A 16150-nucleotide genomic window follows, 5' to 3' on the forward strand; every position below is an offset into this window, starting at 1 on the left:
AGATGCTCCAGCATCATCGCGCCGGACCAGATCTGGCCGATCGGGTTGGCGATGCCCTGGCCGGCGATGTCGGGCGCCGAGCCGTGGACGGGCTCGAATAGCGACGGGAAGTCCCGGACCGGGTTGATGTTGCCCGACGGCGCGATGCCGATCGTGCCGGTGCAGGCCGGGCCGAGGTCCGACAGGATGTCGCCGAAGAGGTTGGAGGCCACCACCACGTCGAACCAGTCCGGATGCAGCACGAAATGCGCGGTCAGGATGTCGATGTGGTACTTGTCCCAGGCCACGTCGGGATAGTGGCGCGCCATCTCCTGCACCCGCTCGTCCCAGTACGGCATGGTGATCGAGATGCCGTTGGACTTGGTGGCCGAGGTGAGGTGCTTCTTCGGCCGGCTGCTGGCGAGATCGAACGCGAATTTCAGCACGCGGTCGGTGCCGCGGCGGGTGAAGACCGATTCCTGCACGGCGAATTCGCGGTCGGTGCCCTGGAACATCCGGCCGCCGACCGAGGAATACTCGCCCTCGGTGTTCTCGCGCACGACCCAGAAATCGATGTCGCCGGGCTTGCGGCCGGCCAGCGGGCTCGGCACGCCGGGCATCAGCCGCACCGGGCGCAGGTTGATGTACTGGTCGAACTCGCGCCGGAACAGGATCAGGGAGTTCCACAGCGAGACGTGGTCCGGGATCTTCTCCGGCCAGCCGACGGCGCCGAAGAAGATGGCGTCGTGCCCGCCGATCTGCGCCTTCCAGTCCTCCGGCATCATGCGGCCGTGCTTGGCGTAGTAGTCGTAGGACGAGAAGTCGAACCAGTCCTGCTGCAGCGTGAAGCCGTGGCGCTTGGCCGCCTGCTCCAGCACGCGCACGCCCTCCGGCACCGTCTCCTTGCCGATGCCGTCCCCGGGGATCACGGCGATGCGGTAATGGCGCTTGCCCGAGGAACTCTTGGCTGACGGCATGGGCATTCCCTCCTGTTATGGCCTCCCGCCGTCGCGCATCCGGCTGCGCCGGTCAATCGCCGTTCACGCCACCTCTCCGACGCTCGCCCTGCGCTGGCGGTCGAGCTCCTCGCTGTAGCGCTTGAGGGTGTGCTTCTCGGTGAGGATGCCGATCACCCGGGCGGCCTCGCGGCTCTCGACAACCGCGAGCGCCTCGCTCTCGGCCTTGTCGAACAGCGCCACCGCCTCCTTGGCGTTCATCTGCGGCACGAGCATCTGGTCGCGGTAGCGCAGCAGGTCGGAGACCCGGGTCTCGGCGGCCTTGTCGTCGATCGGCGCGGCATGGGCCTCGGCCACCAGCACGATGCCGGCATAGAGCCCGGCCTCGTCCACGGCGACGACCTGGGTGCCCGAGCCGAGGGGGAAGGCGCGCCGGAACGCCGCGAGGGTGGTGTCGCTGCGCACCGTGCGCACCTCCCGGCGCATCAGCTGGCCCACGGTCAGGCTGCGGATCCAGCCGACGTCGTGGGCGCTGCGGATCGATTCGCCGCGCAGGTGGAAGCGCCACGTCGCGAAGGAATACCCGAAGGTCTTGCGCACCGTGAGCGAGGAGGCGATCACCGCCACCAGCACCAGGCTGGCGATCGGCAGGTCGCCCGTCACCTCGAGGGCCAGGAAGGTCATCGTCATCGGCCCGCCGATCACCGCCACGGCGAGCGCGCTCATCCCCACCACCGCGTAGGTCACCGGCGGCAGCACCATGGCGACGAGGGGCGGCGCCAGCATCACGAAGATCTTGCCGGCGAGCGCGCCGAGGAAGAGCGAGGCGAAGAACAGCCCGCCGCGAAACCCCGTGCCGATCGAGATCGCGGAGGCGAGCGCCTTGGCGAGGAAGAGGAAGATCAGCCCGGCCGCGCCGGTCGCCGCACCGTCCTCCGCCAGGTTGAGGTGCAGCGCCCCGTGCCCGGCCGAGAGAACCTGCGGCGTCGCGACGAGGGCCAGCATCCCGACCGCGAGGCCGCCGAGGACGGGCCGGGCGAGCGGCGGCAGCCGGCTGCGGCGCACCCCCTCCTCCACCAGCGTGACGCCCTGCATGATCAGGATGCCGAGCCCGGCGCAGATCAGCCCCAGGCCCAAGGTCGGCAGGTAGTCGGCCGGGCCGACCGGCGGGGTGGCCCCGATGGTGATCACCGTCTGGTGCCCGAGCATCGCCCGCGACACGAAGGTGCCGGCGAGCGCCGCGGTGACGACAGGCGTCAGCGAGGCGATGGCGTAGGTGCCGATGATCAGCTCGAAGGCGTAGAACGCGCCGGTCAGCGGCGCCCCGAACGCCGCCGCGATGGCGGCGGCGGCGGCGCATCCCACCAGGACCCGCATGTCGCTGCGGCGCAGCTCGAAGCTGAGGCCCAGGCGAGAGGCGAACCCGGCGGAGATCTGGGTGTAGCCGGCTTCGAGCCCGACCGAGGCGCCGCACCCGTTCGAGATCAGGTTCTGCACCGCGACCAGCACCGAATCGCGCAAGGAGAGGCGGCCGCCATGGAGGGCGTTGGCCTCGATCGGGTCGATCACCGGGCTGCCCGGCACCCGCCGCAGGTATCCGCCGAGCCAGACCGCGAGGCCGAGCGCGACGCCGCCCAGGGCCGGCACGCCGAGCGCCACGAGGGGCGGCACGCGGGCCGTCGCGCTCAGGCGCTCGTCGAGATCGAGACCGAACAGCAGCTCGTGCGCTCCCTGCGCCGCCCAGCCCATGAAGCTGACCAGCGCTCCCGACAGGCAGCCGACCACGGCGGCGAGCAGGATCAGGCCGATCTCGCCGCTGCGCACCCAGGCGCGCAGCGAGCCCGGCGCCAGCACGAGGGCGCTCTCCGTGAGGGAGCGGCGGACCGTCTCGGACTTCGGCGTCATCGGACCGTGGTGGCGGGCGTGGCGGGAACGGGCGGGGGCCGGCAGGGGTTTAGGACGCCCGGGCGGGCCGGTCGATCGCCATTCCGGGCGTAGCCGGCGCAGTTTCCCGCCGTTCCGGTGCGAAACCCGCGGATCGGCGCTTGCCACGGCGCTCAGGCCGGACTACACAGCCCCCCGTCGCGAGCCGCCATAGCTCAGTTGGTTAGAGCGCTAGATTGTGGATCTAGAGGTCCCCCGTTCGAGCCGGGGTGGCGGTACCACGCACGCGTCGCGGATCAGAGCCAGGCAGAGCGCCTGAGCGGATCGGTCCCGAGCAATCCTTTCAAATTTGTTAAAGCATCGACCGAAAGGTCTGTGCACATCTGTCCCCAGAACAGGGGAGGACGGTGTGCAGCGCTACTTCTTCGATCTGAGCGCCGGGGCCTGGCAGTGCCAGGATGATATCGGGCTGATTCTGTGCAGCCCGGACGAGATCCGCGGCGAGGCGACCCGCACGGCGATCGAGTTCGCCGGGGCCGGCCTGCCCGGTGCCGATCTGTCCGACCTGAAGGTCCGGGTCCGCGACCGGGCGGGCGAACCCGTCATGACGGTGAGCCTCGCCCTCACCGTGCGCGGGCCGGAGGAGCCGGTGCGGCTCGGCCTGGCGCCGCGCTCGGCCCGGCCCCGGATGGTCCGGGCCGCCTGAGGCCGCAATCAGGCTGCCTGACGACCGTGCGACGGATCAGGCATCCGACCGGGCCGCCGACCGGGCGGCCATGAGGTGGCCGGCGAAGGCGCGCGCGGCGGCGAGGCCCAGCAGGGCGCCGCCCGCGCTCGCCGCGAAGTCGATCACCTGCGCGGTGCGGCCCGGGACCCAGATCTGCCCGATCTCGAGGATCCCTGCGAGGGCCGCGAGGGCGAGGCCGAGCCGCCAGGCCGGCACGCGGTGGAAGCCGAGCCCGAGGAGGCCGGCTGTCCCCGCATAGGCGAGGAGATGCTCGACCTGGCCGGCGGCGCCGGTGCGCAGTTCCCAGTCCTTGGGGATCCAGGACAGCCAGACCAGCACGGGCAAACAGGCGAGGCCCGCTATCCCGGCGATGCGCCGCAGGTCGGGCCGCGCGATCGGTCCCATGCCGTCTCTCCTTTGATCCTGCGCCTGTCGGAGGCGCTCACACGCGATCGTCCGCCGGACGGCGGCGGCAGCGCAAGCGCGCCCTCCGGTGCGGCTCCGGCCCGGCCGCCCGCACCTCGGGGGTAGCCCGATGGCGGTAGGCGGAACGATCCGTCCCCCGGCGCGATACCTGGACAGAACCGGAGGAGCCCGATGACCGATCCCGCCGAGACGTCCGCGGAGGTGAGCGATGCTCAGGCGAGCGACGCGCGAGGCGAGATCGTCCGCGACGAGGAGGCGTTCCACATCCCGGACGACCTCGCCCGGGCGCTGACCGAGTTCGCGGCGGTGGAGCAGCTCTCCCGCGGCGAATCGATCTGCCTCATCCTGCGGGAATATCTGCGGGTGAAGGGCTATCTCAAGGGGCCGCCGCCCGCCTGACTCCGCCGTCCGGTCCCGTCCGTCAGGCCGCGCCGCGCAGCTGGATCTCCAGGCGGCCGACATCCTCCGCCAAACGCTCCACCACGCGCCGCGCCTCGTGATCCTCGGGCGAGGCCCGCAGGGCGTCGGACGCCGCCGCCAGCGAATTGCGCTTGGCCTGCAGCGCGTACTCGATCTGGGCCTTCGCCATCTCGGGGGTTCGATCGGCCATGTCTCTCCTCCTCTCGTGCCGGCGGCGCCGTCGGCGCGCCGCGAAATGCACCGAGGCAACGCCGGAGGCGTGACCCGGGTGCGGCCGCCCGAGCCGCTGCGACAATCCGGACGCGCAGCGCAGGCCCCCCGTGGGAGGAGCCTGCGCCGGAGCGAACCGAGTATCGTGCGATGGGGCTCAGCAGTTATCCGCCTGCTGCGCGGCGGTCTTCTCGCCTTTCGACTGCCGGTTGACATCGGCCGGGGAGGTCGCGGTCTGCGAGCCGACATTCTGCATCGCGCCGACGGTGCCGGGCGATTCGGCCTTCGCGCCGGGCGTGACGGACGCCGTAGCGGGCGGATCGACGTTCGAGCTCTTGTCCATCTTCTGTGCGGTCTGGCCGGGAGCGCAGGGGCCGGCGGCGGCGGCGACCGTTCCGGCTATCAGGAACAGGCCGGCGCCGAGGGCGGTGAGGCGTGTCATCGAATATCCTCCGAGGTGTCGTTGTCCCGGCTCAACCGACCCGCGAAGAGCCGGTTCCTTCTCCCTTGGGCTGCGGCGCCCGGGACGACCTTCGCGAAAACGCCGATTCGAAAGCCATTCGCGGGGTGCAGCGCTGCCAACCGTTTCGATCCTCGCCGAAACCGAAAAATATCGCTTGCGTTTTGTGCGCTGCACGCTAAATTTTGCATCGCACGGTCGCGATGGCGTCGCGGCCTTGCTGCCCTCTTTGGGCGTTTCCTCCCTAGACTTCGGGCCGCCTCGCAAGGGCGGCCTTTTTTCTTGGGTAGGATCGGCCTCGTGGCGCCGCGCAGGCCGGTACGATGCAGAGGACGCGATGGGCGATCCGCAACGCGTCGAGGGGCCGCGCACGGCACGGCCCCTCGACGATCTCGGACGGTGGATCGGGTCGGCGCCCGGCCGCCTCAGGCCGGCAGCGCCTCGGCCGGGCGGGACTGGGCGTAGAGGCTCGCCCCTGCATCGGCCCCGACGACCCGCACCAGGGCGGCTTGGTCGCAGGTGCCGGCGATGCGCAGGCCGAGGCGGTGCAGGTGATCCTTGTCGGTGCAGTAAGCCGCCAATCGTGCCCGTCCGGTCTCCGGCATGCGGGAGACGAGGGCCTCCACGTCATCCTCGCTGGCGCGGTGCAGGACGGCCAGCAGCTCGAGCGGGATGGGGTAGCGCGCGAAGGCCGTGGGCAGCGGGCGGGTCTGATGCTGGGGCATGGATCACCTCGATGCGGTCAAGATCGGGCGATCCTCGGACGAACATGGTTAGCGAACGGTTAAGCCCACCCAGCGGTTTCTCCTCGCCCTTTGCCCTCGCCCCTTGCAATCGCCCTTCGCCCCTTGCCCGAGAGGAACGCACCGGTTGCCGTGGCGATTCGGCATGGCCCGTGCCGATCAGGCCCGTCGGCCGGTCCGGGCCGGATCGCGGTCGTGCCGGCGCACGACGTTCAGGCCGGCCGTTCCGCCTCCCTCGTCGCATCGAGCGGCAATATGCTGGTGCAGCGCGGCACTGGATCATGTGCATGACGCGCGCGGCAACTTTTCGTATCAAAGACAGTAATGGGATTACTGTACCCGATGGCGGCCCGGACTGACCTGCAATGAACGAACGGACCAGCGTGGAGACTGTGTCGGCCGAAGCCGTGCGCCGCAGCCTTGATGGATGCCTGCGCACCCCCGCGTTTCGGCGGTCGCAGAAGCTGTCGGCCTTCCTGGGCTACATCGTGGAGGAGGAACTGGCCGGGCGGGGCGACGCCATCAAGGCCTACACCATCGCCACCCAGGCCCTCGGCCGGGCCGACAGCTTCGATCCGAGCAACGATCCGAGCGTGCGGGTCGAGGCCGGCCGCCTCCGCCGCGTCCTCGACGACGTCTATGCCGAAGAGGGCCGGACCCTGCCGGTCCGCATCCTGGTGCCGGTCGGCGGCTACCGGCCGAGCTTCGAGCCCCAGGCCGACGAGGAGGTGCGGCCGGCGGAAGGAGCCCGGCCCATCCCGGCCCCTGCACCGGCACCCGTGCCGCTCGTGTCGTCCCACCGCGGTGCCGGTGTCCAGGCCCTGGCGTTGTTCGACACGCGCGGCCAAGCCGTGCTGGCCCTGCTGCTCGCGGTGATCGCCGTCCTGCTCTCCGTCGAGATCGTGCTGCAGATCTACGTGATCACCAAGGCTTGAAGCCCCTTCCCTCCCCGGTCCGCCGCCTCGCGCGACGGAACCGGGAAACGGCCTGCGCTGTTACGGGACGTCCATGACGTGACGTACGGGAGGTTCCCATGCGCAAGATGATCGCCGGTGCCGTTCTGGCCGCAGGACTGGCCGGTTTCGCGGGTGCCGCGGAGGCGAAGGGCTGCATCAAGGGTGCGGTCGTCGGAGGCATCGCCGGCCATGCCGTCGGGCATACCTTCGCGGGTGCGGCGGCGGGCTGCGCCATCGGTCGCCACCAGGCCAACAAGCGCCAGCGCACGCGCGACGACATCGTCCAGCCCGCGACCCGCTGACGCCTGGATCGCCTTGTTGCATTGCAGCATCGTCGGCCACAGTCGCCGGACCGGTGCGTATTGTCGAGCTTGGCCGTAAAGGAGCGCGAATGCTCGGCTCCTCCCGCGGCGAAGCTTGGATGAGAATGCACTGAGCTCTGCGAGCTTCGCCGTCTTATCGCCACATCTGACCGGCTTCTTGCGCCTCAATGGCACGGAAACCGGGGCGAACCATCACATGCGACGTCGAGCGGACGGACCGGCACAGCGGGGCGGCCTGCGGATGGCGGGGGCCCACGGGGACGTTCTCTCGCTCGGCGGCCGCACGGCGCATGCGGGCGTTCCCGTCATGGCGCGGACGCTGCTGGCGGCGGGGTGCCTCGCGGCCGGTCTCTCCGCCCTGCTGCACCAATACGGCGCCGACCTGATGGCCGCCCGCCCGGCGGTGACCATGATGGCCGACCTCCTGGTGATGCCGACACCCAAGATCCAGACGGCGAAGGTCCCGCCGGCCTCCGCCCGCGAGACCGCCACGATGGCGCCGCTGCGCGAGCCGATTCACGACCTCGACACCGCCCTCGGCTCGGCGGGCGTCGACCGGGTCTCCTACGACGACCTGCTCGCCGCCAGCACCGGTGGGGATCCCAACGAGGTGCTGAGCTTCGGCCCGATGCGGATCCGCCGCCACCTCGTCCAGACCATCGTCCGGGCGGCGGCCACCGTGCGCACCGACCCGGTGCTGCTGATGGCGGTGGCCGACAAGGAATCGAGCTTCCTGACCGAGGTCCAGGCCCGGACCTCCTCGGCGACCGGACTCTACCAGTTCATCGAGCGGACCTGGTTGCAGGTGATGCGGGAATTCGGCGCCCTGCACGGCTATGCCCGCGAGGCGGGGCTGATCGGCGAGGATAACGGCGTCGCCGATCCGGCCGAGCGCGCCCGCATCCTCGACCTGCGCCGCGACCCCTCCCTCTCGGCGCTCCTGGCCGGCGAGATGCTGAAGCGCGATGCGGCCCGCATCGCCGCCCGGATCGGCCGCGACCTCACCCTCGGCGAGACCTACCTCGCCCATTTCCTCGGGCCGGACGACGCCGAGCGCTTCATGGCCAAGGTGGTCGAGGAGCCGAGGGCCGAGGCCGCCGCCCTGCTGCCGAAGCCGGCCAAGGCCAACCGGCCGATCTTCTACGAGCGCGTCGGCCGCCGGAAGGCCCGCAGCCTCACGGTGGCGCAGGTCCACGACAAGTTCGAGGCGATGATGAGCACCCGCGGGGCCCGCTACCGCGACGTCGGCGCCCTGATGGGCGTGATGGCATACGCCGCCGATACACCCTGAGGGCGCGCGAAAAAGCCTCGCCGGCGCGCCTCCTGCTGGGGAAACCTCGCCGCCCCTCGTGGCTTATTCTCCTGACGACGAACAGGAGATCAGGAGGCGACGATGGTCGCGGCAGGCGCCGGCCGCCGGGCGGGCGGCACGCAACTCAAGCCCACACTCTCCCTCGACGCCCTCGGGGCCGGTCTCGCCGCAGCCTATGACGGCCTGGTGGCGGAGGCGGTGCCGGAGCGGCTGAGCGCCCTCCTGCGCCAGCTGGAATGGCGTGAGGCGGAGACGAGCCTGGAGAGGAACGGCGAGCCGGCGCCCTCGTCCGGAACGGCATCTGCCGGCATGACGTCCTCCGGGACGACCTCGTCTGGAATTCCTGCCGGCCGGTTCGCCCTCCTGGTCGGGGACGTGCCCGGTGCGACCGAGGCCGCCGCCCTCCTGGCGCGGGCCGGCCTCGAGACGATCCGCTGCATCGACCCGCAGGCGGGCCTCGATGCCCTGCGCCGGGACGGCAACGAGGTCGCCCTGGTGCTGATCGGCCTGCCGACCGAGCGGGACGGTGCCCTCGACGGGGCGGGCCTCGCCCGGGCCGTCGCGACGCTCTGGCCCACCATCCACCTCGTCGTGGCCCAGCCGCCACGGCCCGAAGCCCGGGTCCCGGATGCGCAGCTGCCGCCGCAGGCGGTGCCGCTCCATCGGGCGCCCGACCTGCTGGCGCTCGCCGAGCAGGCTGCACGCACCCCGCGACCGCCGGTGGCGTGACGGGGCGACCTCCGCCGGACGGTCATCCACGGCGCGACCGAGGCTTGAACCTCTGGTCGATTTGATCGGCGCGGCGTTCCTGCCGTAAGCTGTCGGGAACGGCCGCGACGGCGGGAGCCACGCGGCTTTTCAGGAGTTCGAAGGCCGGAGGGACCGGTCGGGCGGATCGGGGGATCTGGGATGAAGACGAACGAGCGCGACAGCTACCGGGCCGAATACGCCGCGACGGCGGGACAGCAGGCGGCCTTCTTCCGCGAGCAGGCCGAGCGCCATCGCCAGCAGGCCGAGCAGGCGCGGGTCTTCGCGGAGCTGAGCCCCGGCGAGGAGAGCCTGGAGCAGAGCCGGCGGGCCGAGCGGCTCGAGACCCTGGGGCGCCACGACGACACGATGGCGGAGGCCTTCGAGGCCCGCGCCCGCCGCACTTGATCGCCCGGACGGGCCGGTTCAGCCGACGAAGCCCTTCGAGCCGCTGCGAGGGACCGCGCCCTGAGCCGCGTCGCGCTCGCCCGCGATCCTGCGCCGGGCCGCGGGCCCGTCCGACCTCGGGTTGATGGCTTCGGGCGATCCTCCCGCATCATTGGTCGGGGATTGGTCGTCCCGGCCAAACTTCGCTCAGCGCCTGCCGCATCTTCGCGCAGCAACCGGCGACGCGTGGGGCTTACCCTGTGTTGTATCGATGGCCTGCGCGCGTCGACGGCACCAGGGAGCCAGTACCGCCATGAGGATCCGGACCGGGTACGCGATCACCTTCGATTCCCCGGCCCCGACGCCGATGCTGCTGATGCTCAGCGTGCATCCCTCGCGGCTCGGCGACTGCGTGACCTCGCCGGCGATGCGCTTCGACCCGCCGATCCCGGCGCGCGACTACCCCGACCGCTACGGCAATACCTGCACCCGCATCGTCGCCCCGCCGGGGCGGCTCACCGTCTCGGCCGATTTCCTGGTCGAGGATAGCGGCCGGCCCGACGAGTACGCGCCCGACGCGGTGCAGCACCCGGTGCAGGACCTGCCCGACGACGTGATGGTCTACCTCCTCGGCAGCCGCTACTGCGACACCGACAAGCTGTCGAGCACCGCCTGGCAGCTCTTCGGGTCGACGCCGGAGGGCTGGGCCCGGGTGCAGGCCATCGTCGACTACGTCCACAACCACATCCGCTTCGACTACCAGCGCGCCGACGCCACGCGCTCGGCCCTCGACGGCTTCAACCAGCGCGAGGGCGTCTGCCGCGACTTCGCGCATCTCGCCGTCACCTTCTGCCGCTGCATGAACATCCCGGCGCGCTACTGCACCGGCTATCTCGGCGACATCGGCGTGCCGGCGGTGCCGGACCCGATGGATTTCTCGGCCTGGTTCGAGGTCTATCTCGGCGGGCGCTGGTACACGTTCGACGCTCGCCACAACCGGCCTCGCATCGGCCGCATCGTCATGGCCCGGGGCCGCGACGCCACCGACGTGGCGATCTCGACCCATTTCGGCCCCTCGCTGCTCGCCGGCTTCCAGGTCCATACCGACGAGGTGGTGTGAGCGTAGCGCTCTTCCTCGAATGCGACGCGATCGGTCAACGGGGCGTGAACCCTCCCCTACGTTCCGCGAGGCTCGGTAATCCGACTACGCCGAAAGCGTCGCTTTAACCGGGAACCACTGAGCCGGGACAGCATTGTACAGCAAAGGTAACTGCTGAGGTAAGGCTCCGGCCATGAAGATCTTCGCTACCGCCCTGGCGGGCGCTCTGAGCGTGTGCGTTCTTGCCTCTGCGCCCGCCAAGGCGGCGCCTTACGATCCCTTCGACGCCAATCCCGGCGAGGATTACTACGCCAGCCAGCCCTACGGGATGCCCGGCTACGGCACCCGCGGCTATTACGGCCAGGGTCAGTCGGCGGGAAGCACCGACCAGGCCCAGGTCGCCCCGATCCCGCGGGAGCTGGTGCGGTTCGACGGCCGCTACGCGCCCGGTACCATCGTGGTCTCGACCGCGGAGCGGCGCCTCTACCTCGTGCTGGGCGACGGCATGGCCCTGCGCTACGGCGTCGGCGTCGGCCGCCCGGGCTTCACCTGGTCGGGCACGAAGACGATCACCGCCAAGCGCGAGTGGCCGTCCTGGACGCCCCCGAAGGAGATGCTGGCCCGCCGCCCCGACCTGCCGCGCTACATGGCCGGCGGCATCGACAACCCGCTCGGCGCCCGCGCGATGTATATCGGCGGCACCCTCTACCGCATCCACGGCTCGAACGAGCCCGATACGATCGGCCAGGCGGTGTCGTCCGGCTGCATCCGCATGACCAACGAGGACGTCACCGACCTGTATTCGCGGGTCAAGGTCGGCGCCAAGGTGGTGGTGCTGAACTGACGGCGGCCGGGCGGGGCCGCCCGGATCCCGCACCGATCCTGGACAGGGCCGCCCTCGGCGGCCCTTTCTTCGTGAGGGACGTGGCGTTCGTCAGGGAACGACGTGACCCGGGGCCGGCGGCTGCGGGCCGCTGAAGCTCGCGAGCGGCACGTCGCAGAAGCAGCGGGCGCCGAGCGGCCGCGGGCCGGGGAGCGGGCAGGAATAGGGCTGCGGGCCGGTGAGGCCGCGCTGCACCGCGTCGCAATTGTAGCCGACCGCGCGCCGCGGCACCGGGCGCTCGTACCGGTCGTAGCCGTAGCCGGGCGGCGTGTCGTCCCGGTAGTACTGCGCGGAAGCCGAGCCGGTCAGGGCCGCGACCAAAACGATGGCCGATGACAGGCCGGCGCGAACGAACCCTCGCATCATTGCGTTCCTCTCTGGACGGGAGTTGCCCTGCGTGACGCTGCAGGAGCGGTGACGCCGCGCGAGCGGGGTGCCCGCTCCCCCAGCGGCGCATCGGTAGCCGAACCGCCCCGGCCCGGCAAATCGCGGCCGGTGCGCCCGACGATTCGAGATCGAGCCTGGGAGATCCGCCGTGACGACCTCGGCCCAGTGGCAGCGCACCCTCGACGCGGTCCTCGAACTCGCGGAGGACATCGCCCGCATCTCGCCCGACTGCGCCGACCGGGCGATGCAGATCGTCCGGCTGCTTCGCAGCGTCGATCCGCCGGCCCATCGCGCGAGGGCCTGCGACGACCTCGACGATGATGGCGGGCTGGACGAGCAGGATCTCGGCATCGGCCCGCTGCATCGCAGCAAGACGCCGGACGCGGTCTGAGCAGATGCCGCAAAAGTGGTCGCCGGTTATGCGACAAAAATCTGCCGACCGCACCTCGGCAACGAGGGCGAGGACGGGCCGGCGCTGCCGGATCGCCGGGTGAAAAAAAGGCCGCGCCCCTCGCGGAGCGCGGCCTTGGCCGTGGCCGGGCGGAGCCGGCCTGAACCGGCCTTAGGACGCGGCGTCCTTGGCGGCATTGGTGGCCTTGTCGGTGGCGCTGCGGGCCGCGTCGGCGCCCTTCTGCATCGCCTGCTTGGCCTGCTCGGCGCTCTGCTGCATGGCGCTGCGGGCCTGCTCGGCACCCTGCTGCATCGCCTGCTTGGCGTTCTCCGCGCTCTGCTGCATCGCGTTCTGGGCCAGGCCGCCGAACTCGCGGGCCTGCGTCTGCATCGCGGCGAACTGGCTGCGCACGAACTCGGCCTGATGCTGCATCGCCTCCTGGATGTCGCGCGAGCGGACCAGCTTCTGGGCGAGGTCGAACGCGGCGTTCACGTTCTGCTCGGCGAAGGAGAAGCCGCGGCTCGAGGCATCCTGGGCGTTGTTGCGGGCCATCTCGGCCGAGCCCTGGAGCGTGTCGGCGGTCTTGCGCGCCGCACCGATGAAGGAATCGAACGCCTTGCGGGCCTGCTCGACGCTCTTCTCCGCGAAGTCCCGCATCTCGGTCGGGATCTCGTAGTTCGGGGGCTGGGTCATGTTCGTCTCCTCGTTGTTTGCGCGGCCCTTGGCGCGGCACGCTGGGGGCCCGGCACGTATTGTGCACCGCACAATAGCATGGTCCGGTCGGAATGCCACCTTTTCCGGCGGTCGTTAAGGTTGACGGCGTGATAACGCAGCGACTGCGCATTTCGTGCCGGTGCGGGAAGGTGTCAGTTGGTTTAAAGCAGGGAGATGGATCCGGTTCTCGCGAGAGGCCGGTCAAGAAGTCGGCCGGGCGGCCGGAGTTCCGGGTGGCGCGAGGAGAGGCAGTGGGTCGGGACGTGCTCTTCGAGACGACGATCGAGGCCCTGCGGGCCGTTCCGGCCTTCGGGCAGCGGATCGCCGGAGCCGACCATGCCGTGCTGCTCCTCGACCGGACCGCCACGCAGCTGCTCCATGCCTCCCCGGCCGCTGCGCCCGTGAAGGCGGCGATCGCGGATGGCGAGGGCCGAATCGACGCGAGCCTCGGCCTCGCCGCACAGCTGCGCGGCTCCCTGTCCCTGCCGGTCGGAACGGTCCAGCCGCGGCTCGAGCGCCTGCGCCTCGCCGGCCGCCTCGCCCCGCCCCTGCTCTGCGCGTGCCTGCCCGCCGCCCTGCCGGACGGCAGCCCCGGCCTCGCCGTCGCGATCCTCGACCCGCTGCCCGCGCGCCGTGCCCGCCGCGGGCCGCCCGCGGCTCCGCCGGTCCCTGCACCCGAGCCCGTGGCCGCCGAGCCCGGATCGAAGCACGGGCCGGAGGAGAAGCCTTCCTCCCCGCCGGGCCCCGGCCTGCGTTTCCTGTGGCGCAGCGATGCCCGCGGCTGCCTCGTCGAGGCGACCGCGCACCTCTCCGAGGCCGTCGGCGCCTCCCCCGTCGGCCGGAGCTGGGACGACCTCCTGGCCGGCCCGGTCGAGGCGGCGCCGGCCCTGACCGAGGCCCTGGCGGAGCGGCGCACCTTCCGGGCCGTGCCGGTGCGCTGGCGCGTCACCGGGACCCGGGACGCCGTGGCCGTCATCCTCTCGGGCGCGCCGCGCCTCGGGGCCGGCCGTGCCTTCGCGGGGTTCAGCGGCTTCGGGGTCGTCCACCCGGAGCGGATCGTCCCGGCGGCCGATCGGCCCGAGGCCGCCGAGCCGAAGCCGGTGCGCCCCTCCCTGCGCGAGCGCGCCGCGGCGGTGATCGCCGTCGGGCGTCAGCCCTCCGCGGAGCCGGTCGTTCCGCATCACGCGGTCCCGGAGGCCCCGCCCCGCACCGGCCAACCGCCCTCATCCTCGCCGTCCTCCTCCTCGCCGCCCGCGACGGAGCCGGATCCGGACTCGCCCGATTTCGCCTCCCTCGCCGGGGCGACCATGGCGGAGTTCGCCGGCCTGATGGCGGCGCCCTTCGCGCATCTCGGGATGAGCTGGGGCTTCGGCACCCGGCCGCCCGGTCCGCCTCATTCGCCGGAGGAGGCCCCTGCCGCGTCGACGGCGCAAGCTTCGCCTTCGGACGCTTCGCCTGCGCAAGATCCGCCCTCGCAAGATCCGCCCTCGCAAGATTCGCCCTCGCAGGCCGCCCGCCCGGAAGACTCGCCGCGCGAAGAGGCTCCGCGAGATGCGACGTCCCACGACGCGCCCGGCCCGGACTCTCCCTCTCAGCAGCCCTCGACCTCTTCCGAGCCCCCGCTTCCGGCCGCCGACCCACTGCCGGAGGATCCGGCTTCGTCCGCCGAGCCCCCGGCGGAGGAGCGGCCGCGCGCCGCCTCGCTCTCCCTCAACGAGCACGCCGCGTTCCGGGAGATCGCCCGGGCGCTGGGGGCGCGCTTCGCCGGCGATCCGGAGAGCGCCGAACCCGCGCCGCCCGCCCCTCCGGCACCGCACGGCGCGTCCGGCCGGGGCGCCGTGACGCCGTTCCGCGGGGCGCAGGCGCTCGCCCGGCTCCCCGAGCGCGGCACCGAGGCGGCGCTCGCCCGCCTCGTCGAGCGCCTGCCGGTCGGGCTCCTGGTCCATCGCGGCGACGAGGTCCTGCTTGCCAACCGCCACCTCCTGGCCCTCTCGGGCTACGACAGCCCGGAGGCGCTCGCGACCGCCGGCGGTCCGGCGGTGATCTTCCGCGGCCGCGACCCCTCCGCCTCGCCCGGCCCCGGCGAGGGCGCCCCGATCGCGCTCGCGACCCGGACCGGCGGCAGCGTGCCGGTCGGCGTCAGCGTCGGCGTCATCGAATGGGACGGCGCGCCCGCCAGCATGCTGACGATCCGGCGCCTGCCCGATGCCGACCCGGCCCAGTCGCTGGCGGCGGCCGAGGCCCATCTCGCCCACCGCGACGCGCATCTGCGCGAGACCACGGCGATCCTCGACGCGGTCACCGACGGGGTGGTGGTGCTCGACGAGGAGGGCCGCATCGTCGGGATGAATCGCGGCGCGCAGGATCTCCTCGGCGCCGATCCCCGCGAGGTCGCGGGCGAGCCCCTGATCGGCCTGTTCTCCGCCGAGAGCCGGCCCGCGGCCCAGGCCGCCCTGCTGCGGGCGAGCGCCGGCACGACCGCGACGACCGGCGAGGAGGTGATGGCGCGGGGACCGGAGGGCCCGCTGCCCCTCATCCTCACCCTGGCGCCGGTGGCGAGCGGGCCGCAGCGCCGCGTCGCCGCGGTGCTGCGCGACGTCTCGGCCTCCCGGCGCACCGAGGCCGAGCTGGTGCGCGCCCGGCGCGAGGCCGAGCGAGCCAGCGCCCAGAAATCCGACTTCCTGGCCACGATCAGCCACGAGGTCCGCACCCCCCTCAACGCGATCATCGGCTTTGCCGAGGTGATGCTGGAGGAGCAGTTCGGCCCCGTCGGCAGCGACCGCTACCGCGATTACCTGCGCGACATCCGGGCCTCCGGCGAGCATGTGGTCAGCCTGGTCAACGATCTGCTCGACCTCGCCAAGATCGAGGCCGGCCACCTCGACCTCGCCTTCGCGGGCCTCGGCCTCAACGAGCTGGTGGCGGCGTCGGTCGCCCTGATGCAGAGCCAGGCCGCCCGGCAGCGTGTGGTGATGCGCACGAGCTTCGCGCCGGGCCTGCCGGCGGTGCTGGCCGACCAGCGCAGCCTGCGCCAGGCGGCCCTCAACGTGATCTCGAACGCGATCAAGTACACCGATGCGGGCGGCCAGGTGATCGTCTCGACGGCGATGACCGACCGCGGCGGCGTGGCCCTGCGGGTGCGCGAC

At 72.0% G+C, this 16150-nt stretch carries 19 protein-coding genes and 1 tRNA gene; 12 read left to right on the forward strand and 8 right to left on the reverse strand.

Annotation, left to right across the window (positions count from 1 at the left end):
- Together VQ03_RS19750 and VQ03_RS19755 are read right to left on the reverse strand one after the other, a co-directional pair.
- Positions 1-956: tartrate dehydrogenase (locus VQ03_RS19750; protein ID WP_048452612.1), on the reverse strand; the 956-nt coding region annotated here is incomplete at its 3' end.
- A 63-nt stretch (positions 957-1019) separates the two neighbouring features.
- On the reverse strand, positions 1020-2840 hold the full coding sequence (locus tag VQ03_RS19755) for a chloride channel protein (protein WP_048452613.1): 1821 nt from the start codon (positions 2838-2840) through the stop codon (positions 1020-1022).
- Positions 2841-3023: 183 nt separating this feature from the next.
- Between VQ03_RS19755 and VQ03_RS19760 the strand changes: the two genes are divergently transcribed.
- Positions 3024-3100: transfer RNA gene (locus VQ03_RS19760), tRNA-His, on the forward strand.
- 128 nt (positions 3101-3228) lie between these two features.
- The gene (locus VQ03_RS19765; RefSeq protein WP_048452614.1) at positions 3229-3525 is read left to right on the forward strand and encodes a DUF6894 family protein; all 297 of its coding nucleotides are present in this window, start codon (positions 3229-3231) and stop codon (positions 3523-3525) included.
- Between the two features lie 36 nt (positions 3526-3561).
- On the opposite strand, the gene VQ03_RS19770 is transcribed toward VQ03_RS19765, so the two are convergent.
- On the reverse strand, positions 3562-3951 hold the full coding sequence (locus VQ03_RS19770) for a VanZ family protein (protein ID WP_048452615.1): 390 nt from the start codon (positions 3949-3951) through the stop codon (positions 3562-3564).
- A 192-nt stretch (positions 3952-4143) separates the two neighbouring features.
- Here VQ03_RS19770 and VQ03_RS19775 point away from each other — a divergent pair, with 192 nt between their 5' ends.
- On the forward strand, positions 4144-4371 hold the full coding sequence (locus VQ03_RS19775) for a hypothetical protein (RefSeq protein WP_157064176.1): 228 nt from the start codon (positions 4144-4146) through the stop codon (positions 4369-4371).
- 22 nt (positions 4372-4393) lie between these two features.
- Here VQ03_RS19775 and VQ03_RS19780 read toward each other — a convergent pair whose 3' ends face one another.
- The 3 genes from VQ03_RS19780 to VQ03_RS19790 form a co-directional block, all read right to left on the reverse strand.
- Positions 4394-4582 carry a hypothetical protein gene (locus tag VQ03_RS19780; protein ID WP_048452616.1) on the reverse strand — a complete coding sequence of 63 codons (189 nt, stop codon included), beginning with the start codon at positions 4580-4582 and terminating at the stop codon, positions 4394-4396.
- Positions 4583-4759: 177 nt separating this feature from the next.
- Positions 4760-5044 carry a hypothetical protein gene (locus VQ03_RS19785; RefSeq protein WP_048452617.1) on the reverse strand — a complete coding sequence of 95 codons (285 nt, stop codon included), beginning with the start codon at positions 5042-5044 and terminating at the stop codon, positions 4760-4762.
- Between the two features lie 443 nt (positions 5045-5487).
- The gene (locus tag VQ03_RS19790; protein WP_048452618.1) at positions 5488-5787 is read right to left on the reverse strand and encodes a hypothetical protein; all 300 of its coding nucleotides are present in this window, start codon (positions 5785-5787) and stop codon (positions 5488-5490) included.
- A 383-nt stretch (positions 5788-6170) separates the two neighbouring features.
- Here VQ03_RS19790 and VQ03_RS19795 point away from each other — a divergent pair, with 383 nt between their 5' ends.
- From VQ03_RS19795 to VQ03_RS19825, 7 genes are all read left to right on the forward strand, one after another.
- Complete coding sequence (locus VQ03_RS19795; RefSeq protein WP_048452619.1) at positions 6171-6740, forward strand: hypothetical protein; 570 nt, start codon at positions 6171-6173, stop codon at positions 6738-6740.
- Between the two features lie 98 nt (positions 6741-6838).
- Positions 6839-7063 carry a hypothetical protein gene (locus VQ03_RS19800; protein WP_048452620.1) on the forward strand — a complete coding sequence of 75 codons (225 nt, stop codon included), beginning with the start codon at positions 6839-6841 and terminating at the stop codon, positions 7061-7063.
- 262 nt (positions 7064-7325) lie between these two features.
- Positions 7326-8375 (forward strand): transglycosylase SLT domain-containing protein, encoded by a 1050-nt coding sequence (locus tag VQ03_RS19805; RefSeq protein ID WP_245292143.1) that lies wholly within the window; start codon positions 7326-7328, stop codon positions 8373-8375.
- 102 nt (positions 8376-8477) lie between these two features.
- Positions 8478-9125 (forward strand): NepR family anti-sigma factor, encoded by a 648-nt coding sequence (locus VQ03_RS31110; RefSeq protein WP_053078666.1) that lies wholly within the window; start codon positions 8478-8480, stop codon positions 9123-9125.
- Between the two features lie 180 nt (positions 9126-9305).
- The gene (locus tag VQ03_RS19815; protein WP_048452622.1) at positions 9306-9551 is read left to right on the forward strand and encodes a hypothetical protein; all 246 of its coding nucleotides are present in this window, start codon (positions 9306-9308) and stop codon (positions 9549-9551) included.
- A gap of 292 nt (positions 9552-9843) precedes the next feature.
- Complete coding sequence (locus VQ03_RS19820; RefSeq protein WP_048452623.1) at positions 9844-10650, forward strand: transglutaminase-like domain-containing protein; 807 nt, start codon at positions 9844-9846, stop codon at positions 10648-10650.
- Between the two features lie 172 nt (positions 10651-10822).
- Positions 10823-11473, forward strand: coding sequence for a L,D-transpeptidase (locus VQ03_RS19825; RefSeq protein ID WP_048452624.1), 651 nt, complete (start codon positions 10823-10825; stop codon positions 11471-11473).
- Positions 11474-11563: 90 nt separating this feature from the next.
- Here VQ03_RS19825 and VQ03_RS19830 read toward each other — a convergent pair whose 3' ends face one another.
- Complete coding sequence (locus VQ03_RS19830) at positions 11564-11875, reverse strand: hypothetical protein (protein ID WP_048452629.1); 312 nt, start codon at positions 11873-11875, stop codon at positions 11564-11566.
- 172 nt (positions 11876-12047) lie between these two features.
- Here VQ03_RS19830 and VQ03_RS19835 point away from each other — a divergent pair, with 172 nt between their 5' ends.
- Positions 12048-12290, forward strand: a complete 243-nt coding sequence (locus VQ03_RS19835) for a hypothetical protein (RefSeq protein ID WP_048452625.1) — start codon at positions 12048-12050, stop codon at positions 12288-12290.
- Positions 12291-12461: 171 nt separating this feature from the next.
- Here the strand turns inward: VQ03_RS19835 and VQ03_RS19840 are convergent, their stop codons facing one another.
- Positions 12462-12983 carry a phasin gene (locus tag VQ03_RS19840; RefSeq protein WP_048452626.1) on the reverse strand — a complete coding sequence of 174 codons (522 nt, stop codon included), beginning with the start codon at positions 12981-12983 and terminating at the stop codon, positions 12462-12464.
- 272 nt (positions 12984-13255) lie between these two features.
- Between VQ03_RS19840 and VQ03_RS19845 the strand changes: the two genes are divergently transcribed.
- On the forward strand, positions 13256-16150 hold a 2895-nt coding region (locus VQ03_RS19845), incomplete at its 3' end, for a histidine kinase dimerization/phospho-acceptor domain-containing protein (RefSeq protein WP_048452630.1).

It is taken from the genome of Methylobacterium tarhaniae (assembly GCF_001043955.1).
Lineage (GTDB): Bacteria > Pseudomonadota > Alphaproteobacteria > Rhizobiales > Beijerinckiaceae > Methylobacterium > Methylobacterium tarhaniae.